At 64.4% G+C, this 20,796-nt stretch carries 21 protein-coding genes; 3 read left to right on the top strand and 18 right to left on the bottom strand.

The annotated features are described in order from the left end of the window. Positions 1 to 41: 41 nt before the first annotated feature. Positions 42 to 560: a DUF2782 domain-containing protein gene (locus ACVCL9_RS11815; protein WP_447097983.1), complete on the top strand. Its 519-nt coding sequence runs from the start codon at positions 42 to 44 to the stop codon at positions 558 to 560. Between the two features lie 22 nt (positions 561 to 582). Here the strand turns inward: ACVCL9_RS11815 and ACVCL9_RS11810 are convergent, their stop codons facing one another. From ACVCL9_RS11810 to cutA, 11 genes are all read right to left on the bottom strand, one after another. Further along, positions 583 to 1,293 (bottom strand): glutathione S-transferase, encoded by a 711-nt coding sequence (locus ACVCL9_RS11810; RefSeq protein ID WP_395120303.1) that lies wholly within the window; start codon positions 1,291 to 1,293, stop codon positions 583 to 585. A gap of 143 nt (positions 1,294 to 1,436) precedes the next feature. Further along, entirely contained in the window at positions 1,437 to 3,047 is a 1,611-nt protein-coding gene (purH, locus tag ACVCL9_RS11805; protein ID WP_447097984.1) for a bifunctional phosphoribosylaminoimidazolecarboxamide formyltransferase/IMP cyclohydrolase, read from the bottom strand. Positions 3,048 to 3,144: 97 nt separating this feature from the next. Continuing rightward, entirely contained in the window at positions 3,145 to 3,450 is a 306-nt protein-coding gene (locus ACVCL9_RS11800) for a helix-turn-helix domain-containing protein (protein WP_395120301.1), read from the bottom strand. 216 nt (positions 3,451 to 3,666) lie between these two features. Beyond that, positions 3,667 to 4,509 carry a zinc-ribbon and DUF3426 domain-containing protein gene (locus tag ACVCL9_RS11795; RefSeq protein ID WP_395120299.1) on the bottom strand — a complete coding sequence of 281 codons (843 nt, stop codon included), beginning with the start codon at positions 4,507 to 4,509 and terminating at the stop codon, positions 3,667 to 3,669. 70 nt (positions 4,510 to 4,579) lie between these two features. Then, on the bottom strand, positions 4,580 to 5,506 hold the full coding sequence (prmA, locus tag ACVCL9_RS11790) for a 50S ribosomal protein L11 methyltransferase (protein WP_447097985.1): 927 nt from the start codon (positions 5,504 to 5,506) through the stop codon (positions 4,580 to 4,582). Between the two features lie 121 nt (positions 5,507 to 5,627). After that, the gene (gene accC / locus ACVCL9_RS11785; RefSeq protein ID WP_395120297.1) at positions 5,628 to 7,004 is read right to left on the bottom strand and encodes an acetyl-CoA carboxylase biotin carboxylase subunit; all 1,377 of its coding nucleotides are present in this window, start codon (positions 7,002 to 7,004) and stop codon (positions 5,628 to 5,630) included. Between the two features lie 117 nt (positions 7,005 to 7,121). Then, entirely contained in the window at positions 7,122 to 7,589 is a 468-nt protein-coding gene (gene accB, locus ACVCL9_RS11780) for an acetyl-CoA carboxylase biotin carboxyl carrier protein (RefSeq protein ID WP_447097986.1), read from the bottom strand. 66 nt (positions 7,590 to 7,655) lie between these two features. After that, entirely contained in the window at positions 7,656 to 8,114 is a 459-nt protein-coding gene (aroQ, locus tag ACVCL9_RS11775) for a type II 3-dehydroquinate dehydratase (protein WP_447097987.1), read from the bottom strand. A 145-nt stretch (positions 8,115 to 8,259) separates the two neighbouring features. Then, entirely contained in the window at positions 8,260 to 8,823 is a 564-nt protein-coding gene (locus ACVCL9_RS11770; RefSeq protein ID WP_447097988.1) for a TlpA family protein disulfide reductase, read from the bottom strand. Beyond that, complete coding sequence (locus ACVCL9_RS11765; RefSeq protein WP_447097989.1) at positions 8,823 to 11,012, bottom strand: protein-disulfide reductase DsbD family protein; 2,190 nt, start codon at positions 11,010 to 11,012, stop codon at positions 8,823 to 8,825. Before ACVCL9_RS11765 ends, ACVCL9_RS11770 begins: the two co-directional genes overlap by 1 nt. Before the next feature lie 100 nt (positions 11,013 to 11,112). After that, positions 11,113 to 11,436 (bottom strand): divalent-cation tolerance protein CutA, encoded by a 324-nt coding sequence (gene cutA, locus ACVCL9_RS11760; protein WP_447097990.1) that lies wholly within the window; start codon positions 11,434 to 11,436, stop codon positions 11,113 to 11,115. 233 nt (positions 11,437 to 11,669) lie between these two features. Here cutA and ACVCL9_RS11755 point away from each other — a divergent pair, with 233 nt between their 5' ends. Then, positions 11,670 to 11,963: a co-chaperone GroES gene (locus ACVCL9_RS11755; RefSeq protein WP_395120292.1), complete on the top strand. Its 294-nt coding sequence runs from the start codon at positions 11,670 to 11,672 to the stop codon at positions 11,961 to 11,963. Between the two features lie 132 nt (positions 11,964 to 12,095). Continuing rightward, on the top strand, positions 12,096 to 13,745 hold the full coding sequence (groL, locus tag ACVCL9_RS11750) for a chaperonin GroEL (RefSeq protein ID WP_395120291.1): 1,650 nt from the start codon (positions 12,096 to 12,098) through the stop codon (positions 13,743 to 13,745). Between the two features lie 132 nt (positions 13,746 to 13,877). Here the strand turns inward: groL and ACVCL9_RS11745 are convergent, their stop codons facing one another. From ACVCL9_RS11745 to dcm, 7 genes are all read right to left on the bottom strand, one after another. Next, positions 13,878 to 15,116 carry a type II restriction endonuclease gene (locus ACVCL9_RS11745; RefSeq protein ID WP_447097991.1) on the bottom strand — a complete coding sequence of 413 codons (1,239 nt, stop codon included), beginning with the start codon at positions 15,114 to 15,116 and terminating at the stop codon, positions 13,878 to 13,880. A 52-nt stretch (positions 15,117 to 15,168) separates the two neighbouring features. Next, on the bottom strand, positions 15,169 to 15,921 hold the full coding sequence (locus ACVCL9_RS11740; RefSeq protein WP_447097992.1) for a DUF6339 family protein: 753 nt from the start codon (positions 15,919 to 15,921) through the stop codon (positions 15,169 to 15,171). Next, positions 15,918 to 16,751: a hypothetical protein gene (locus tag ACVCL9_RS11735; protein ID WP_447097993.1), complete on the bottom strand. Its 834-nt coding sequence runs from the start codon at positions 16,749 to 16,751 to the stop codon at positions 15,918 to 15,920. Before ACVCL9_RS11735 ends, ACVCL9_RS11740 begins: the two co-directional genes overlap by 4 nt. Then, positions 16,741 to 18,633, bottom strand: a complete 1,893-nt coding sequence (locus ACVCL9_RS11730) for a hypothetical protein (RefSeq protein ID WP_447097994.1) — start codon at positions 18,631 to 18,633, stop codon at positions 16,741 to 16,743. The genes ACVCL9_RS11735 and ACVCL9_RS11730 overlap by 11 nt, the downstream gene beginning before the upstream one ends. A gap of 88 nt (positions 18,634 to 18,721) precedes the next feature. Beyond that, complete coding sequence (locus ACVCL9_RS11725; protein ID WP_447097995.1) at positions 18,722 to 19,138, bottom strand: very short patch repair endonuclease; 417 nt, start codon at positions 19,136 to 19,138, stop codon at positions 18,722 to 18,724. Continuing rightward, entirely contained in the window at positions 19,138 to 19,365 is a 228-nt protein-coding gene (locus ACVCL9_RS11720; RefSeq protein ID WP_447097996.1) for a hypothetical protein, read from the bottom strand. The genes ACVCL9_RS11725 and ACVCL9_RS11720 overlap by 1 nt, the downstream gene beginning before the upstream one ends. Before the next feature lie 66 nt (positions 19,366 to 19,431). Next, complete coding sequence (gene dcm / locus ACVCL9_RS11715; RefSeq protein WP_447097997.1) at positions 19,432 to 20,688, bottom strand: DNA (cytosine-5-)-methyltransferase; 1,257 nt, start codon at positions 20,686 to 20,688, stop codon at positions 19,432 to 19,434. Positions 20,689 to 20,796: the final 108 nt, after the last annotated feature.

The raw sequence follows: 20,796 nt of genomic DNA, 5'->3' as shown, positions 1-20,796 counted from the left end.
GGGTGCGCTGCTATGCTGCCCTCCCCATCGAGGTTGCCACCATGAAAATCCCTGCCGTGCCGGTTGTTGTCGCCACCTTGCTGTCGACCGCGCTGTTCGCCGCGGCAGTGCACGCCCAGACGGCCGCCCCCGGTCCGGCCTTGCCGCCGCCCGGCATGAACGATCCCGGCGTGCAGGCAAACCCGCCGCCGGCCACGTCCGCGGCACCGCCCGCGAGCGCGCCGAAACCCGATCTGCGTCCGCTCACCCTGCCGGCGATGAAGAGCGGCGACAGCCGCATGGGCCGTCCCGCCGACGAGCCCGAAGTGCAGATCCGTCAGCAGGGCGAAAACACGGTGCAGGAATACAGCCGCAACGGTCGCGTCTACATGGTGGTGGTCACGCCCAGGCACGGCCTGCAGCAGACCTACATGGTCGACCCGCAGGGCCGGCTGGTGGACGAACACGGCCAGCGACGCGCCACGCCCGCGCTGTACAAGGTGCTGGAATGGGGCAAGAGCCGCCCGCCGGCCGAGTCGTCCGACGACACCGGCGCGCCGGCTTCCAGCAGCAGTCGCTGAACCTCGATGACGGCGCGGCCGCTCAGGCCGGGTCGTCCAGCTCCGGGTAGTGGCGGAAGATGCCGCTTTCATTGAACGGTACGCGCCGCGTGGACGCCAGGTAGGCCGCGATACGCGGGCGCTGGGTCACGTTGGCGTGCAGCGCGTGCAGCAACGGCAGGCCGGCGTGCAGGCGTTGCATCGTGCGGGGAAACGCATAGTTCAGGCCGCTCATCAGCTGGAACAGCGACAGGTCGACGCAGGAGTGCCGGCGCAGGGCGTGGCGGCCACCGCCGCGCTCCAGCACCTGCTCGAAGTAGTGGAGAAACTTCGGCAGCCGCTGCGTGCGCAGGTCGCCGGCCCTGCGGCGGGCTTCCTCGCGCTGGTCTTCGTAGTAAAGGCCGCTGGCGATGGGGTGGTGCGCGTCGTGCACTTCTGCCACGAGGTCGGCGATGGTCAATTGCAGCTGGTGGGCGTAGCGCCGCACGCTGGTGCCTTGCGGCAGCAGCGACAGTGGCGGGCCCAGGTATTGCAGGATGTTCGCGGTCTGCGCGATCACCAGCCGACCGGCCTTGAGAAACGGCGGCGCGAACGGCAACGCGCCTTCGTGCGCGCCGTCGAGGTAGCGCACGATGGCATCGTCGCCTTCCTCGCGCGCCACGTCGACGTAATCGGCGCCGGCATCCTCCAGCGCCAACCGCACGAATTCACCGCGGCCCTGGATGCCGCTCCAGTAATACAGTTCGTAGCGCATGGCAGCCTCCGCAGCGGGATATCCGATGCTGCGGCGTGACATTACTACGCGACGTGCAGGAGCCCGCTCGCGGGCTATGCTCCTGCCTTTGCGAATCCCCGGGAAAAGCATCGCCCGCGAGCGGGCTCCTGCGGGACGTGCGCTCAGTGGCGGAAATGGCGCATGCCGGTGAACACCATCGCGATGTCGTGTTCGTCGGCGGCGGCGATCACTTCGCCATCGCGCATCGAGCCGCCGGGCTGGATCACCGCGGCGATGCCCGCCTCGGCCGCCGCGTCGATGCCGTCGCGGAACGGAAAGAACGCGTCGCTGGCCATCACCGAGCCGCGCACTTCGAGCTTCTCGTCGGCGGCCTTGATGCCGGCGATCTTCGCACTGTAGACGCGGCTCATCTGGCCGGCACCGACGCCGATGGTCTGGCGATTCTTCGCATAGACGATGGCGTTGGACTTGACGAACTTGGCCACCTTCCAGGCGAAGATGAGGTCGTGGATCTGCGCTTCGGTGGGCGCCTTGCAGGTGACCACTTTCAGGTCCGCCGCGGTGATCATGCCGGTGTCGGCGCTCTGCAGCAGCAGGCCCGAACCGACGCGCTTGGAGTGCATGCCGGGGTGGGCATCACGCAGTTCGCCGTGCGTCGGCAGCGGGATCACCAGCACGCGCACGTTGCCTTTCTTGTGGAATGCCTTCAGCGCGTCATCCGCGTAGGCCGGCGCCAGCACCACCTCGACGAACTGGCGCTCGACGATCGCCTTCGCGGTAGCGCCGTCGACTTCGCGGTTGAACGCGATGATGCCGCCGAAGGCCGAGGTGGGATCGGTCTGGAAGGCCAGATCATACGCCTTGCCGATGCCGTCCAGGCTCACCGCCACGCCGCAGGGGTTGGCGTGCTTGACGATCACGCAGGCCGGCTTGACGAAGCTGCGCACGCATTCCCACGCGGCGTCGGCGTCGGCGATGTTGTTGAACGACAACTCCTTGCCCTGCAGCTGGCGGAAGGTGGCCAGCGTGCCCGGCGCCGGATACAGGTCGCGGTAGAACGCGGCGCTCTGGTGCGGGTTCTCGCCGTAGCGCAGGTCCATCAGTTTGACGAAGCGGCCGTTGACCTGGCCGGGGAACATGTCGTGGCCGGCGATGGCGTCCTGGGCGTCGTTGAGTTGCAGCGCGGACAGGTAATCGCTGATCGCGCCGTCATAGCTGGACACGTCGTTGAACGCGGCCACCGCCAGCTTGAAGCGCGTCGCGCGAGTCAGGCCGCCTTGCGCCTCGATCTCCTCCAGCGCCGCGTCGTACTGCGCGGGCGAGGTCAGCACGGCCACGTCGTTCCAGTTCTTCGCCGCCGAGCGCAGCATCGCCGGACCGCCGATGTCGATGTTCTCGATCGCCTGCTCCAGCGTGCAGTCGGGCTTTGCCACCGTGGCCTCGAACGGGTAGAGGTTCAGCACCAGCAGGTCGATCGGCGCGATGCCGAGTTCGGCCATCACCGCATCGTCGGTGCCGCGCCGGCCGAGCAGTGCGCCGTGCACCTTCGGGTGCAGCGTCTTCACGCGGCCGTCCATGATCTCGGGGAAGCCGGTGACGTCGCTGACCTCGGTAACCGCGATGCCCGCCTCGCGCAGCGTGCGCGCCGAGCCGCCGGTGGAAAGCAGTTCCACCCCCTTCGCCGCCAGCCGCCGCGCCAACTCGACCAACCCCGTCTTGTCGGAAACGCTGAGCAGCGCGCGGCGAACGGGAACGACGGCAGGGACGGACATGATGGCTCCGGGATCAGGGATGGAAAATTCGTGGTTGCAGTGGCGGGCCGGGCGGTGATCTGGGTTGTTGCCAATCCCCCATCCCGCGTCAGCGGCCTCAAAGCAACCCGTGCGCCGCCAGCTTCTTGCGCAGCGTGGCGCGATTGATGCCCAGCGCCACGGCGGCGCGGCTCTGGTTGCCGCCGTGGAAGGCCAGCACCTCGCGCAGCAGCGGCACTTCGACTTCGTGCAGCACCAGCGCGTGCAGGCCCTCGGCACATTCGGTGTCGCCGATGTCGGCCAGATAGCGTCGCACCGTGCGGCTGACGCACTCACTCAGTGCGCTGCCGGAGCCGTGCGCAAGCGCAGCTTGCGACGAGGTCGATACGGCAGCCTCGGCGGCAGGCAGTCTGGCGGCATTCACGGATACTTTCCCTCGCATGCGGTGCGGCGGCTGCGAGGGCCGCTGCGTTCTCTGGTGTCGGTTGGTGCATTCGCAGCATGGATCGAGTGCCGGCGGGCACTCGGTGCGAGCGCTTGAGTCTACCCTTGTGCGCGGTCGATTTTAAGTCCCTCGACAAGCGCGGGAGACCCTGATCCGTTCAGCCGAGGCGTCGTTGCCCATGGGGCGCTGCACGCTTCACTCGAAGCCGAACTCGAACGCGACGGCCTGGTCGCCGGGGTCCTTGACCTCCAGCAGCAACACCGCCACGGCACCGGGCGCCAGGCCGCGACGCAAGGTCGCAGGGTCGTCGAGGTACTCCGTCGGCTGCAGCCGGCGCATGGCCAGTCGCTGGCCTTGCGCGTCGGACAGCGTCACCGTCACCACCGGATAGGGCTGCGCGAAGCTGGCGTCGTTGCGCACGCTGGCGCTGATCATCAGCGCGTTCGGCACGCTGGGGTGCGCCTGCACGTTGCTGGCGAGCAGGCGCAGGCGTGCCGGCGCGGCCACCAGCGGCAGCCGGCAGTGCAGCACGGCACAACTGCTGCGCAACCAGCCGCCTACGGTGGGATCGCGGATCAGGGCGTCGCGCTTGGCCCACCCCAGTTGCGCGAGCAACAGCAGTGTCAGCACGCCGCAGGCAAGTATCCACGGCCAGTTGCGCTCGCCCGAGGCGGCGCGCAGGCGATGGGCTTTCCCGCGCGTGCGCTTGCCCGCGCGGCCGCGCGACTGGCGGGCGAAGCGCGGCGTGAACACCAGTTGCGAAAAATCCTCGGGCGGCGCGCTGGCCGGCTGTTCGGTCGCCACCACCACCGGCTCGGGTTGCGGCCGATAGACCACCAGGTCCAGCAGCGGCGGTTCCAGCGCGGGCTCGTTGACGGCCAGTTCGACGAACGGCTCGGGCGGCAATTGCTCGGTGAGCGTGGCCAGGCTGCCGAAGCTGGCGTTGCAATGCCCGCACACCACGTGACCGTGAGCCTTCGCCAGTGTCTGTGCATCCAGCGAAAACACGGACAGGCATTCGGGGCATTGGGTATACATGCGTCGCCGCTTCAACCGGTATCGCCCAAGCTTAACAGGCTGTCCGGAGCATGCGGATGCAGCGGCGGCGTCAGCGGCGACGACGCCCGCTGATGCGCACCCAGTCGTCGCGAAGGTCTGCGCGCAAGTCCTCGAACCATTCCGCGTAGCGCGTCAGCAACTCGTCCTGCTGGCCGGCGAGGATGCCGGAGATCGCGAAGGGCGCGCCGGGTTTTGCCGCGGCCGCGAAGGTCGGCGCCAGCAAATCGAGCGGCCCGGCGAGGATATTGGCGACGAACACGTCGGTGGCGCCGTCGGGGCGATCTTCCGGCAGGAACAGCGTCAGGCGATCGGCCACGCCGTTGCGCGCGGCGTTGTCGGCCGAGGCCGTGAGTGCCTGCGGATCGTTGTCGATGCCGATTGCGGCAGCGGCGCCGAGCTTCAGCGCAGCGATGGCCAGGATGCCGGAGCCGCAGCCGTAATCGGTGATCGTCCTGCCGTGCAGGTCGAGCCCGTCCAGCCATTCCAGGCACAGCGCGGTGGTCGGGTGGGTGCCGCTGCCGAAGGCGAGGCCCGGGTCGAGCCGCACGACGACGCGCATGGAGGCATCGGAGCGGCCGATGTTGCCGTCATCGACGGGCGGCTCGATGTTCCACGGATAGATCCACAACCGGTGGCCGAACGCCATCGGCTTGAACTGGTCCATCCACGCGCGCTCCCAGTCCTGGTCGGCGACGTCGCGGAAGCTCAGCTGATCCGGTTCCAGCCATGGCAACAGGTCGCCCAGTGCCGCGGCAATGCCGCGCCGGTCGGCGTGCTCGTCGAACAGCGCATCCAGCGTGATCGTCGGCCACAGCGGCAACTCGCCCACGCCCGGCTCGAAGATCGCCTGCTCGTCCGGCGTCTCGGCGTCGGCATCGCGCAGGGTGATCGACAACGCGCCCAGATCCTCCAGCGCCTCTTCCACGCGCGGCTGCTGTTCGGTGCGGATGATCAGGGAGAGTTCGAGGAAGGGCATGAGGCGAGGAGTGAGTGAAGAGGAGTGAGGAACGAGAGAAGGGCGAGGCTTGGCGAGTGTGTCAAAGGTGGAGAGAAGCACGGGCGCGCCGGCCTTCTCTCACTCCTCAACTGCTCTTCACTCACTTCTCTGCCGCACCGGCGGCAGCCTTTTCCTTCTGTTCGGCCATGCGTTTTTCCAGGTAATGGATATTCTGGCTGCCGTGCTGGAAGCCGACGTCGGCCATGATCCGCTGCTGCAGCGGGATGTTGCACTTGACGCCTTCGATGACCGTTTCGGCCAGCGCCAGCTGCATGCGCGCGATGGCGGTCTTGCGATCCGGGCCGTGGACGATCAGCTTGCCGATCATCGAATCGTAGTTCGGCGGGATTCTGTAGCCGTCGTAGAGGTGGGTGTCCACGCGCACGCCGGGGCCGCCCGGCGCCTCGAAGCGCTTCACCGTGCCGGGGCTGGGCATGAAGGTGTCCGGGTCCTCGGCGTTGATGCGGCACTCGATGGCATGGCCGGTGATGTGCACGTCTTCCTGCCGGATCGACAACGGCTGGCCGCCGGCGATCAGCAACTGCTCGCGCACCAGGTCCACGCCGGTGATGAATTCGGTCACCGGGTGCTCGACCTGGATGCGGGTGTTCATCTCGATGAAGTAGAAGCGGCCGTTCTCGAACAGGAACTCGAACGTGCCGGCGCCGCGGTAGCCGATGCGCAGGCAGGCGTCGACGCAGACCTTGCCGATCTGCGCGCGCAGCTCGGGCGTGATGCCCGGCGCCGGCGCTTCCTCGACCACCTTCTGGTGGCGGCGCTGCATCGAGCAGTCGCGTTCGCCGAGATAGATGGCGTGGCCCTGGCCATCGGCCAGCACCTGGATCTCCACGTGGCGCGGGTTCTCCAGGAACTTCTCCATGTAGACCTGATCGTTGCCGAAGGCCGCCTTGGCCTCCTGCTTGGTCATCACGATGGAGTTGCCCAGGTGCGCCTCGGTGCGCACCACGCGCATGCCGCGGCCGCCGCCGCCGCCGGCGGCCTTGATGATCACCGGGTAGCCGATCTCGCGCGCGATCTTGATGCTGGCGTCGACATCCTCGGTCAGCGGACCACCGGAGCCGGGCACGCAGGGCACGCCGGCCGCCTTCATCGCGCGGATCGCCTCGACCTTGTCGCCCATCAGGCGGATCACGTCGGCGGTCGGTCCGATGAAGATGAAGCCGGACTGCTCCACCTGCTCGGCGAAGTCGGCGCGCTCGGAAAGGAAGCCGTAGCCCGGATGGATGGCCTGGGCGTCGGTGATCTCCGCTGCGGCGATGATGCGCGGGATGTTGAGGTAGCTGTCCGCCGACGGCCCCGGGCCGATGCAGATCGCCTCGTCGGCCAGGCCGACGTGTTTCAGGTTGCGGTCCACGGTGGAGTGCACCGCGACCGTCTTGATGCCAAGGCTGTGGCACGCGCGCAGCACGCGCAGCGCGATCTCACCGCGATTGGCTATGACGACTTTTTCTAGCATGGGAAGCTCCGAAGGAGCAGGGGACGGGAGCGGGGAGCGGTGGATGACGATGAGCGCAATGCCGTAGCGGCCGGCTCTTCCCCATCCACCGTTCCCCGTTCCGTATCCCCCGCCGAATCACGCAATCACGAACATCGGTTCGTCGAATTCCACGGGCTGGCCGTTCTCGATCAGGATGGCCTGTACGGTGCCGGCGACTTCGGCTTCGATCTGGTTGAACATCTTCATCGCCTCGATCACGCCCAGGGTGTCGCCGGCCTTGACCTGCTGGCCGACCTTGACGAAGGCGGGGGCGCCGGGCGAGGCGGAGGCGTAGAAGGTGCCGACCATCGGCGCCTTGACCACGTGGCCGGCCGGCAGGGCGTCGGCGGGCGGCGCTTCGGAAGCGGCGGCGGGCGCAGCAGCCACCGGGGCGGCGGCCACGGCAGGCGCGGCGGCGACCACCGGCGCGGCGGCCGCGACCGGTGCGGTGCCCTTGGGCACGCGCGACAGACGCACGACTTCCTCGCCCTCCTTGATCTCCAGTTCGGCGAGGTTGGATTCCTCGAGCAAGTCGATCAGCTTCTTGATTTTGCGCAAATCCATCGGATCAGCCTTTGGTCAGTCATGCCGCCGTGGAGGCGGCTGGAAGGGGAAAGAGGGTGCCGCCGGTCAGGCGTCGGCGGCAGGCTGCGCCTGCAGCCGCTGGATCGCCGCGTCCAGCGCCAGTGCGTAGCTGGCGCTGCCGAAGCCGCAGATCACGCCGAGCGCCAGATCCGACAGATACGAGTGGTGGCGGAACGGCTCGCGCGCGAACACGTTGGACAGGTGCACTTCGATGAACGGGATGGCCACCGCCGCAAACGCGTCGCGCAGCGCGATGCTGGTATGGGTGAAGGCGCCGGCATTGCACAGGATCAGGGCGGTGCGGTCGTCGCGCGCCTGGTGCACGCGCGCAATCAGCTCATGCTCGGCATTGGACTGGAACCACTGCAATTCGTGGCCGGCCGCCTGCGCCCGATCGGCCAGGCTCTGGTTGATCCCGGCCAGCGTTTCGCGGCCGTAGATCTGCGGCTCGCGTGCACCCAGCAGGTTGAGGTTGGGTCCGTGCAGGACCAGGATCTTCGCCACGAAACCACCCAGCTTGCGTCCGGAGGCCCCGGAACCCGGCGCAGTGTGCGCGCGTCGGGCGATGTTGTCCAGTTCGCGGCAGATCGGCGATGTTCAACGGAGAACCCGCAGGGATTGCCCTGCGCTGGCGTATGTTTGGCCGAACTCAGGGAGCACCTTGCTGCGGCGCCAACCACTGGGTCAGCAGCTGCGGCGAAAGAATGCCGGCGTGAGTCGCGATAATGTGTCCATCGGCGCCGATCAGCACGCTGAATGGCAGGATTTCGGCCTCATCGCCCAATTGCAGGGATGTGCTCGGTGCCTCCATATTGCCCAGCAAGATCGGGTAACTCACCGGTTGCCTGGCCAGAAAAGCACGAACGTGGTCGGGCTGATCCATGGCGATTCCCAGCACGATCACCCCATTATCGGCGAACTTGCGTTGGGCTTCGTCGAGCGCGGGCATTTCCTGCAGACACGGGCCGCACCAGCTGGCCCAGAAATTGATGAGCAGGCGGCGCCCGCGGTACGCCGTCAGCGCGTGCATGCGCCCGTCCAGATCCGCCAGCGTCAGCGCCGGCAGCGGCTTGCCGACCATCGCCGACACGGCCGGCGCGGCGACCGGAACGGAGGCTGTCGCGCGATGGTGTCGGTATTGGGCCAGCCCGCCGCCGAGCAGGGCGGCCAGCGCGGCGAGCAGCAGGATCAGGCCGGAGGTGCGGTCGAGCATCAGCGCGCCGCGTCGGTCAACGCCCGTTCGACCATCGAGGCGGTCAGCACGGTCGACAGCTGCCGGCCGGGACCGCCATCCTTCGGGAACACCACGTACAGCGGCACGCCCGGCGAGTGGTACTCGGCCAGGAAGGCGCTGATCGCCGGGTTCACGTCGGTCCAGTCGCCCTTCATGTAGACCGCGCCGGTGCGCTGCAGCAGGTCGCGGAAGCGCGCGGTGTCGAGCACCGTGTGCTCGTTGGCCTTGCAGGTCACGCACCAGTCGGCGGTCATGTCCACGAACACCGGCGTGCCCGCTTCGCGCAGCGCGGCCAGCTTCTCCGCGGAATAGGGCACCACGCCGTCGGCCATGCGGGCTGCGGTTGGCGGCGGCACCTGGCTGAGCAGGCTCATCGGCACCAGCGTGGCGACCGCCAGCACGGCCACCGCCAGCTTGCTGACCACGCCGCGCGAACGGCTGCGCTCGAACCACCACAAGGTCATCGCCAGCAGCACCATCGCCACCAGCACCAGGCCCACCGCGTCGGCGCCGCGCTGGTTGGCCAGCACCCAGACCAGCCAGGCGGCGGTGAGGTACATCGGGAAGGCCAGCACCTGCTTCAGCGTTTCCATCCAGCGCCCGGGCTTCGGCAACCATCGCGCCACCGCGGGCACGAAGCCGATGGCCAGGAACGGCAACGCCAGGCCGATGCCCAGCATCAGGAACACCAGCAGCGCCGACAGCATCGGCGCGGTGAACGCATAGGCCAGCGCGCCGCCCATGAAGGGCGCGGTGCAGGGGCTGGCCACCACCACCGCCAGCACGCCGGTGAAGAAGTCGCCGGCCGGACCGGCGCGCCGCGCCAGCCCGGCGCCGGTATTGCCCAGCGAGGCGCCGAACTGCACCACGCCGGACATCGACAGGCCCACCGCCAGCATCACGCAGGCCAGCACGCCGACCACCACCGGCTGCTGCAGCTGCGTACCCCAGCCCAGTGCGTGACCGGCGCTGCGCAGGGCGAGGATGCCCAACCCCAGCGCGGCGAAACTGCACAGCACGCCGGCGGTATAGAACAAGGCATGGCTGCGCCGCGTGGCGGGGTTTTCGCCGCTCTCCAGCACGCCGACCGCCTTGATCGACAATACCGGCAACACGCACGGCATCAGGTTGAGGATCAGCCCGCCGCCCAGCGCCAACGCCAGTGCGGCGAACAGGCTGGTGCGCAGCGGGCCGCCGTTGGTGGCCGGCGGCAGCTCCCTGGCGGCGCTGGTCGGCATGCCGGTGGCGACCGTGCCGCTGCCCGGGTCGAGTTGCACCGTGCGCGTCATCAACGGGTAGCACAGGCCGCCGTCCTGACAACCCTGGAAGGTCGCCTCCAGCGTCAGCGGTCCGGACCTGGCGGGTACGCCTTCGAGCGCCACCGGCACTTCGACCTGGTCGAAGTACACCGTGACCTCGCCGAACTGCGGGTCCTGATGCCGCACGCCGGCCGGCCACGCGGGCGTCCCCAGCTGCACGCCGTCGGCCTTCCTCAGCTTGAGCGTGGTGTGGTCGCGATACAGGTAATAGCCCGCCGGCATGGTCCAGCGCAGCAGCAGTTGCTGCGGGCTCTGCGCCAGTGCCTCGAAGCGGAACGCCTGCTCGGGCGGCAGCGGCGCCCGCGTCACGCCGGTGGCGGCGCTCTGTCCGCCGCGGCCGAGCTGGTCCAGTGCCGCGCCCAGCGAGCCCGCGGGTGCGGTCGGTGCGGTGGCGGTCGGCAGCGCCAGGTCCAGTTGTTCGGTATGCGGCGGGTAACAGATCTTCGGGTCGACCTCGTGGCAGCCCTGGTACTGCACGCTGAGCTTCAGCCGCGTGGTGCCTGTGGCGACGGTGTAGGGAATGCTGGCGTCGATGTCGTGGTGGTAGGTCTCCACGTCGCCCAGGTATTCATCGTGGTATTTCCTGCCCTCGGGCAGTTGCGCCTGGCCCAGGGTGACGCCGTCGCCGGCCTTGAACTTCATGCGGCCGCGATAGAGGTAGTAGTCCGGCGCGACCTTCCAGTGCAGCTTGAGCACGCCGGGAGTGCCGGCGTCGGCGCTGAGCTGGTAGGCCTCGGTCACCGGCAGCAGAGCGTCGGTGTCCTGCGCCAACGCGGGCAGGCCGGCCAGCAGCAGGCCCACGCCCAGCAGCAGGCGGGCAAACATCGGGCCGGCGGACAACGATCGCATCATGACTCCGGAAAACATGGGGCCCGCGCGCGGGCAGCGGTTCATTATGGCGCAGCCGGTTCGCTGCGCCGCGGCGTGCTTCATTTGGTCGCGCCGGACTTCAGTCCCGGCTGTGCTCGCGCACCCAGTCGAGGTAGGCGGCATGGCCATCGGCCACCGGCACCGCGATCAACTCCGGCACCTCGTAAGGATGCAGTTCCAGCACGCGACGTTCCAGCGCCGGCAGGCGGGCGGCGGTGGTCTTGATCAGCAGCAGTTCCTCGGTGTCGGTGTGCACCGCTTCCTGCCAGCGGTAGGTGGAACGCACCGCAGCGATCCCGCTGACGCAGGCGGCCAGCCGCTCGTCGACCAGCGCCCGGGCGATGCGCCCGGCGCTGTCTCGGTCGGGGCAGGTGCAGTAGCAGAGCAGGACGGTGTCAGGCATGCCGGCCAGCCTAACCGGCGGAGCCGCCGCGCGCACCCCTGCCTCGGGCTCGACGCCCGCCCCTTGAAACCTGCACCCATCCACCCAATTAGCTGTACGTTCCCGGTCCGAACGTCTTGCAGCGGCAGTTTGTGTCGCTAGAATTGGCACTCATCTACCACGAGTGCTAACAAGATCGCCGGATCGGGGTCTTGAAAGCCTTGTTCCACCTCAAACGACATCGGAGTCCTTCCATGAGCAAACTGCGTCCGTTGCATGACCGCGTCATCGTCAAGCGTCTCGAAGAAGAGCGCGTTTCCGCCGGCGGCATCGTCATCCCCGACAGCGCCACCGAGAAGCCCACCCGCGGCAAGGTCGTCGCCGCCGGCACCGGCCTGATCATGGCCGACGGCAAGGTTCGCCCGATGTCGCTGAAGGAAGGCGACACGGTGCTGTTCGGCAAGTATGCCGGCCAGGAAATCAAGATCGACGGCGAAGAGCTCGTGTTCCTGAAGGAAGACGACATCGTGGCGGTGATCGAGGGGTGATGGGCTCGGGGCCGATGGCCGGTTGAGCGCGACGAAAGTCAAAAGCGCGCACGCCAGTCGCCTTCGGCTCCTTCTTGCAGCTCTTTCGTGACGTTTCCCATTCTTATTCAATTTTTTTGAGGCAAAAAAATCATGGCAGCCAAAGAAGTCCGTTTCGGCGAAGACGCCCGCGCCCGCCTGCTCAAGGGCGTGAACACCCTGGCCAATGCGGTCAAGGTCACCCTCGGCCCGAAGGGTCGCAACGTGGTGCTCGAGAAGAGCTTCGGCGCGCCCACGATCACCAAGGACGGCGTGTCCGTCGCCAAGGAGATCGAGCTGGCCGACAAGTACGAGAACCTCGGCGCGCAGATCGTCAAGGAAGCCGCTTCCAAGACCTCCGACGTGGCCGGTGACGGCACCACCACCGCCACCGTGCTGGCGCAGGCGTTCATCCAGGAAGGCCTCAAGGCCGTGGCCGCCGGCATCAACCCGATGGACCTCAAGCGCGGCATCGACAAGGCGGTGACCGCCGCCGTCGGCGAGCTGAAGAAGTTCTCCAACCCCACCGCCAACGACAAGGAAATCGCCCAGGTCGGCACGATTTCGGCCAACTCCGACACCGACATCGGCGACATCATCGCCAACGCGATGAAGAAGGTCGGCAAGGAAGGCGTGATCACGGTCGAGGAAGGTTCCGGCCTGGACAACGAGCTGGACGTGGTCGAGGGCATGCAGTTCGACCGCGGCTACCTGTCGCCGTACTTCATCAACAACCAGACCTCGCAGCAGGTCGAGATGGATGACCCGTACATCCTCATCCACGACAAGAAGATCTCCAACGTGCGCGAGCTGCTGCCCGTGCTGGAAGCCGTCGCCAAGGCCGGCAAGCCGCTGGTGATCGTCGCCGAGGAAGTCGAGGGCGAGGCGCTGGCCACGCTGGTGGTCAACACCATCCGCGGCATCGTCAAGGTCGCCGCCGTCAAGGCGCCGGGCTTCGGTGACCGTCGCAAGGCGATCCTGGAAGACATCGCCGTGCTGACCAACGGCCAGGTCGTGTCCGAGGAAGTGGGCCTGTCGCTGGAGAAGACCACCATCAACGACCTCGGCCGCGCCAAGCGCGTGGTGATCACCAAGGAAAACACCACGATCATCGACGGTGCCGGCGACGCGGAGAAGATCCAGTCGCGCATCGGCCAGATCAAGGCGCAGATCGAGGAGACCTCCTCCGACTACGACCGCGAGAAGCTGCAGGAGCGCGTGGCCAAGCTGGCCGGCGGTGTTGCCGTGATCAAGGTCGGTGCCGGCACCGAGATCGAGATGAAGGAAAAGAAGGCCCGCGTCGAAGACGCCCTGCACGCCACCCGCGCTGCGGTGGAAGAGGGCGTGGTCCCCGGCGGTGGCGTGGCGCTGATCCGCGCGCTCAAGGCGGTCGAGGGCCTGAAGGGCGACAACGCCGACCAGGACCTGGGCATCGCGATCACCCGCCGCGCGCTGGAAGCGCCGCTGCGCGCGATCGTCGCCAATGCCGGCGAAGAGCCGTCCGTGATCCTCAACAAGGTCAAGGAAGGCAAGGGCAACTTCGGCTACAACGCGGCCACCGGCGAGTTCGGTGACATGGTGGCAATGGGCATCCTGGACCCGACCAAGGTCACCCGCTCGGCCCTGCAGCACGCCGCGTCGGTCGCCGGCCTGGCGATCACCACCGAGGCGATCGTCGCCGAGCTGCCGAAGAAGGAAGAGCACAGCCACGGCGCCGGCGGCATGGGCGGCGGCATGGGCGGCATGGGCGGTATGGATTTCTGAGTTGTCCCCCGCCGCGACGCGGCGACGGATCAACTCGGTGCGTTCGAGCGGCAGGGCTGCCGCTCAACGCCCCGGAAATCCGGCGGCAATACGAAAAACCCCGCTTCGGCGGGGTTTTTCTTTGCGCATGGTTTATATGCGGCGCTGCCGATCCAATACGCATCGCGTAAAACAATCGAGGTCAAACAACCATCTCTGCTGTACAGAGGTGTAGGTTGCGTGGAGGCCCCGGGGCACCACGAGTTGCAGGTGCTTGCTTCGCATCTCAGCGGTCTGGTTCTCGCTGATGGATGTCTCCATCGTGAGCAAGTGCTTGCTCCGGATGCGGTCGGCTTCAGCAAGAACCTGACGCCAACGATCCTTGCAGGTGCTTTTGACCGCCAGCATCGTCAAGCGAAACGGGTCAAAGCTGGTGTTGTGATACTCGTTTCTCCCAGGGAAAAGGAAGTCGGGTTTGGAGCGGTTCTCGGTGACGGCAGTTCGCGCGTGACGGATCCCCATGCTCGAAAGTATGACTTCAATATGATTCTCGAGGGCCAAGCCGACACGACTCTTGCGCCTGTTTTGCACAGACAGGGAGAAGTGTATGAAGTCGTCGACGTGATCGGCATCGAATCCTTGGGCCAAGCGCTCCCCAATTAGGTGTCGTTCGAGGATGCGAAACAGCGTCTCCTCCCTTTCCATCCATGCCATAAGTGCTTCGTCAGGGCCTTCGCGCGGGTCGACTCCATTCAGCGTTTCCCTGGCATACGTCGAGAAGTCACGAGTGCTCGGGAAGCCGCCCTGAAAACGTTTGAGCATGGCTTCGAGATGACCATCATCCTGCTGTGTGACTTCAACGCCGATGCTTTCGAGAATGGCAGTTGCCGCAAAGCCAACATCGTTGTTCTTCAATTGCTCATCAGTGCGGACGGCGAACTTGCTTAGGTCGCCCCCTGTCACGCCGAAAAGCCATTCGATTTGGCCGACGGCGCTAGAGCCGCAAGCGGCAATCACGACCAGTAGGCCTTCATCGCGCCGTTTGGCAAGCAGTAGCAAGTCACCCGGAGAGGCCTTGAGCGATACGGCTGTGGTCGGGAAATAGAAGCGGTACTCAGCAGGCCGATGTGGCTGACGCGCACGACTGTCATAGAGAGTTAAGAACGCATCTTCGACGATGGGCTCATCACTTTCATTGTCGAGGTAGACGAATCGGGTGGGCAGAGTGGTCGGCTCGGTCGGCCTCCCCATGAAGGACAGCATGGGCTTCGTGGCGTTGTACTCATGTTGGTTCGAGCGTGTCTCGTCCGCCTCAACGGCAGACAGTTGCTTGATGGCTGTGCCTTCAAAATACTCGGACAGCTGGCCGCGCTTCATCGCTTGTTTTTCCATGGCTGCGGTGGTTCTTGTCGAAGAGCTTGGTAGCGTTCAGCAGTCTTTTCCGTCACAAAGGATTGGCCCGGTCAGTGCTCAGCGCGGCCGACAAACACTGGTCCATGAATTGTGTGATCCGCGCCTCATCCCATACCTCGAAAGCGATACCTGCCCCAAGAAGATTGATCTTTTTCATGAACTCGCGAAACAGTCTTTCCCCGTTCAACAATTGACTGTACTTCTCGAGAGCCAGAACGATTCCTTTGGCGAGGATCGGACGAGCGGCAAGGCCTGGGCGTTCGAGAAGGTTCAGGCGGATGTCTGCCCTTGCCAGTGTGATTTTCAACGCTCTGGCTGGGTTGTCCGGCATGATCAGCTTTGCAATGTGATGATTCCACCACAGGCGGGCAATCGCATGATCATCACGGCAACCAGTCAAGGTTGGGGCAAAGAAGTGTTTGGCGACGGCCTTTGTCAGTGCATCATCATTCATTGTGGACTGCAGCCAGCGCCTGCGTGCGTATTCTAGGCACTCGACGTGGCTCAAACGTATCCATACACGATTCTCACGTGCCAGTGCCGGGGTCAGTTTGTCAAGCGCGTGGCCAACAATCAGGGAGTTGCTGATTTCAGCAGCGGCACCATCGGTGAGTTCCAGTCGCTCAAGACTGGCAAGGTCTGCATCGATGGATAGAGGAATGCGCCAGTCCCCCTTGCTCTCCATGTCACGAAAGTTCCCCTCTCGATAGCGATCGAGATTCTCCGCGACCTTGTTCTTCAGGTCGTCAGCAACCTGCTGCCCGACATAAAGGAGTTTGCTCATCGATCCAACCTCTCGATGATGCCCTGCAGCGAGCCCAGTGGAGCATCGAGAAGCTTCTGTGCTGATTCGGCATAGTCGTGATTCTCGATGTCGATTCCTTCCGCATTGCAGCGAGCCATCATCACGCCGTGCCAGCGCTTGTCCTGGAATTCGGACTCACCCCGCATGATGTCGAGTACCGACATGATGGCGGGAAGGAACACAGATGGGAGCATGAGATCACACAGGTCGGCACGTCCGCGCAAGAGGCCGAGAAAGGCATGCAGGTCAGGATGAACCATGATCTGAATTGCCTCGTCGTCAGGGTTGATTCTGAAGCTTCCCTTCGGGACGTCCTCGTGTTTCACGAGCGTGAAAATGGATTCCAGTGGAGCAAGCTTTTCGAGGCCAGCCTCGAAACGCAGTTCGTCGCTTAAGGCCAAGACATCTCCGGCATTGACGATCTTTGCGTCATCGGGGAACTCCTTGTCGATGTGCTCGGAATCCAGCCTGAGATCGTCCCGAACAGCGATCACGGCAGCGCGGACATTCACTGTGCCACGCACGATGCCGTTGACGAGCGGGATGGAGATGTCTCCGGGTAGGCATTCCTCGAAGCGATCCAGATAGGTGTCGCGGCACGTGACCATCAGACCCGATTTAGCCTTTCCGGACTCCAGCAGCTCCTGGATAGATCGCTCGTTGAGAATCAAGTTGCCGCGCAGTGTGGCGTCGCTGCAATTTGCGCTTTCCTGGACGTCGAGAAAAAGCTCGAAGCTTCCCTTGCTGTAATCCTGTGTTTCCGAAGAAAGGATAGGATGTGGAAAACTGATGCCGTGATCAATGCGCATCGGCTTCTCCATCAATTGGCGTGAGAACTACGCGAATTGGCCCCGAGTACGGGGTGTCGAATTCGATTTCGAAATTTGCGCGCGCGCCCTGTTCGAGAAAGACCCTAGGAGACCTGGAACACGGCGTTCCGCCGATGGAGCGAATGCCAAGGGCCTCGTTACTGGAGACGCCTGTGGCGACGATCTCGAGAATTACCGTAGCGGATTCTTCAGGAGTGAGTGCGACCAATCGGGTGGCGCCCGAGCCCGACTTGGAACTGCGAAGCCCAAAGTAGGGAATGCTTCTGCCGCCTCTGCCACCGGCCACGCCTCGGCCGGGGCCCTGCCTCTCGCCGGAAGTCTGGCCGCTTTTTGTTTTGCTCTGTTTAAGGCCACCGGATGAGCCTGATTCGCCAGTGTCTCCACTGCCTGTGCGAGGTTTGGGTGCAGTTGGCTTCAGGGCGATCTTTGGACGTTCGGGGTCATTGTTGATGTTGGTCGGATCGGGTATCACCTTGCCTGCACTCGGGTTCGAGAAAAAGCGGTTCATCTCGTCGAGCAGGATCACTGCTTCAGCCGGCTTGGTGGTGCTTGCCTTGATGGTTTCTCTGACCCACGTCCCGACTGCCTTCATGGCAGACTTGTACCGCTTGCGTTTGTCGAGTTCATCAATACGCTCTGGCGAAATTTCGTCGTGTCTGGGGCTCTCCATGTCCCGAATCTGGCTGCTGGTGTCGCGATTGGCCGGTTCGAGCAGGGCGACAAAATCCTTGGACATCGGGAAGCGGGCCATGGGGTGACCGAAGTGTTTCAGGTTGTCCGCGATGTACATGCCGTTACGAAGGATGCCGAGGCGGCGGGGGAATCCGTCCTTTTGCAGGAGCGTCATCTTGAAGGTCCCGATGGGGGCGAAAGTCTGCTCACTCCGTTCCGATACCGGGCTTTTGAGTGCTTCCAGCATTGCTGCGCTGAAAGTCAGGTCGTCGGTTGTGCCCGAACTTTCCGCGGCTGCGCGTACCTCCGATTCATCGAAAAGTGCCGTGACCGTGTCCTTGTCTATCTCTATGGGGCCGACGTCAGGACGTTGGACGGTAAAGCGGATGGATCCATCCTGGATGGCGGAGAAGAAATTCCGAATCAAGGATTCGGTCATCAACCATTCCCAACCGGGCTCATTTGAGAAGCCGATGCTAGCCACGGTGGTGCCGATTCTGTTGCGGCGAAGCCATGCGGGAAGAGAACTGGTGTTATCGACTGGCATGTAGCCGCCGTTACCCCAGTATCCGGTGGAGCGTTTCGGGCCACTTCCTTCATCGTGGGATACAAGGATGCTCTTGCCTTGAGCAAGGAATGCCGGCTCGCCTCCGTCCAAGTAACAAGTGGAGTAGAACACCGTCCGGAGGCTGGAAATGGTAAATGCGGCATTCTTGCCAATTCCGAATGAGCCACCGGCGTCGGTGTCCGTTTTCTGACTGATTCCTGAGGATTTGACCAACGCGTGGAAAGCTGTTCCCTCCACGGCTGGGCCGACGAGGCCAGTCGTACCATAGTCTTCCATCAACAACACAGGGATGTTGGGACGGTCAGCGATTCTGATCGCGCGCTCGAAGAACTCTTTGTCCTTCTTGTGGTTACGCGTCTTGGCCTGCTTCAGGCATACGGCAAAGGTGCCTTTGAGATCCTGCAACCCAGGAATCTCTGAACTCCGCGCCAAAAGCAACCGGAATATGAGATGCACCGGCTCGGATGTGCCGTCTGGCCGGCGTGCTGAAGCGTCGAGGCTGTTCTGTGAGCACTCGCGAGCGATGCCGGGATAAGGTGAGCCCTTGAACGTCTCGATACCGGCATGGCCGAGGCCTTCCTCTTCCCTGCCTGGATTGGGCAAGAATTCCCAGTGTGCCATGTGATCCCCCTGAGTCTGCAACAGTACGCATTCAACGTTAAACCAGCATTGGAAGCGTGGGCAAATCGCGTCGGACCCAAAAGAGTTCTCAGGACTTGCGTTTCGATTGAATTTCGTCGACAAGCAGCTGAAGTCTTCCCAAGCTGACTTCGCATTCCCACACGATGAGAACCTTCCATCCGTGCTTCTCGAGTTGGGTTCGAACTCGGGTGTCACGTGCCAGATTCTGTTTGAACTTGGCTTGCCAGAAATCCCTGTTGCTGGCTGGTGTGGCTGCGTACCGGCAGCCGTGATGCCGATGCCAGAAGCATCCGTGCACGAAAACGACCGTGCGGTATTTCGGTAGCACGATGTCCGGCTTGCCGGGGAGGTTCTTCGGTGCGATTCGATAGCGCAAACCCCGTGCGTGCAGATATTTCCGCACGATGATCTCCGGCTTCGTGTCGCGCCCGCGAATGCCGGACATCATCCGGCTTCGCGTGGCACGATCAACTACGTCCGTCATCAGTTGCCGCGTGGGAGGCCGGCGGCTTTCATGAAGATGGGATACGCCGTCTCGCAGACCTCGTCGCCGAATCGGCCGAACATTTCGGCCATGATGGCGTCGAGCTTGATGCACTCGTTGGACTGGAAGAGCATTTCGCCGCTTGCATTGCTGATGATGTCGCAGGGCCTGTCTTCCGGATGGAACAGCAGGCCGCGCAGGGACATTTCCGAGAACCAGCGCGACATGCCTTCGCGACTCTTGTTGGCGAAATCGGGGATGCGGGATGCGTGCATGACGACTCTCCTTCGCTATCAGGCATAGGCTGCGAGCAGCGGCACCTGGTGGACACCTTCCTCTTCTTGTCGTATCAGCTCGAGCACGCGGGGCACCATGATGCGCGCTACTTCGCGCATGACCGGCATGACGACGCTGTTTCCGAATTGTTTGTACGCCTGCGTATCGCTCACCGGGATATGGAAGCTGTCCGGCAAACCCATCAATCGCGCGCACTCGCGCGGCGTCAATCGCCGCGGTCGCTTGCGCGGTCCCTGTGATATCAGAATCTCTGATCCGTCCTTGTAATAGCGCGCGGAAAGGGTTCGCGTCACGCCATCGCCATCCACCAGTCCGAAGCCGAAGCCGTTGCCGGCGGCGCGGTGCTTGGCGGCATAGTTTTGCAGATAGGCCCAAAGGTTTGGAGTGAGCGTGTAACGCGCATCCACCTTGGCTTGCTTGCCGGTGGTGTAGTGGGATTCCGGCAACTCGCTGCCGTCCTGCGGATGCAGAATGCTGCGCAGGCGCGGGCCTTCTTTCGGAAGTTGCAAGTCGTCCCAGGTGAAGTCGGTCGGTTCGCGGAAGCCGACAATCAGGATGCGCTCACGATGTTGCGGCACGAAGTGCTGACCGTCTATCACCTTGCAATAGATGTGGTAGCCGAGGTCCTGTTCCAGCACTTTCTTGATGACGCGAAAGGTATTGCCCTTGTCGTGGCTGACGAGGTTTTTCACGTTTTCCAGCAGAAATGCCCGCGGCTGCTTTGCCTTGATGATGCGTGCCACGTCGAAGAACAGCGTGCCTTGCGCCTCGTCGGCGAAGCCGTGGGCGCGGCCCAGCGCGTTCTTCTTGGACACGCCGGCGATGCTGAAGGGCTGGCAGGGGAAGCCGGCCAGCAGGATGTCGTGATCGGGAACGTCGTGTTCGTCGACTCGGGTGATGTCTCCCTCGAAGCTGTGCGTCGATTCGGGGAAGTTTGCGAGGTAGGTTTTCTGTGCGTACGGATTCCACTCGCTGGTAAACACGCAGCGCCCGCCGTGGGCTTCGAAACCCATACGGATGCCACCGATGCCGGCGAACAAGTCGATGAAGGTAAACGCGGCATTTGGATTCCCCTTCGACCCGGTGAGCGGCAGCAGATACTGGCGGATGGCGCCGATGACGTAGGGCGGGGGATCTGTTTCGCCCGTTTCCCAGCGACGCACGGTGCGCACGCTGACGCCCAGTGCCTCGGCGAGTTCACGCTGGTTGTAGCGACCGCGCAGACTGGCCAGCAAATGCCGGATGTTTTCCATGGCTTGTCGTTCCGGTAATGATTGCGGTCAGTATGTCCGCAAGATGTCCCCATGACAAGCGGTGAAGATGCCCGGGCATGTCCATGCCGGGCAGGCATCATCGTGTCG

It is taken from the genome of Rhodanobacter sp. UC4438_H5, assembly GCF_052978405.1.
This window is presented reverse-complemented; position numbering and strand designations above follow the sequence as displayed.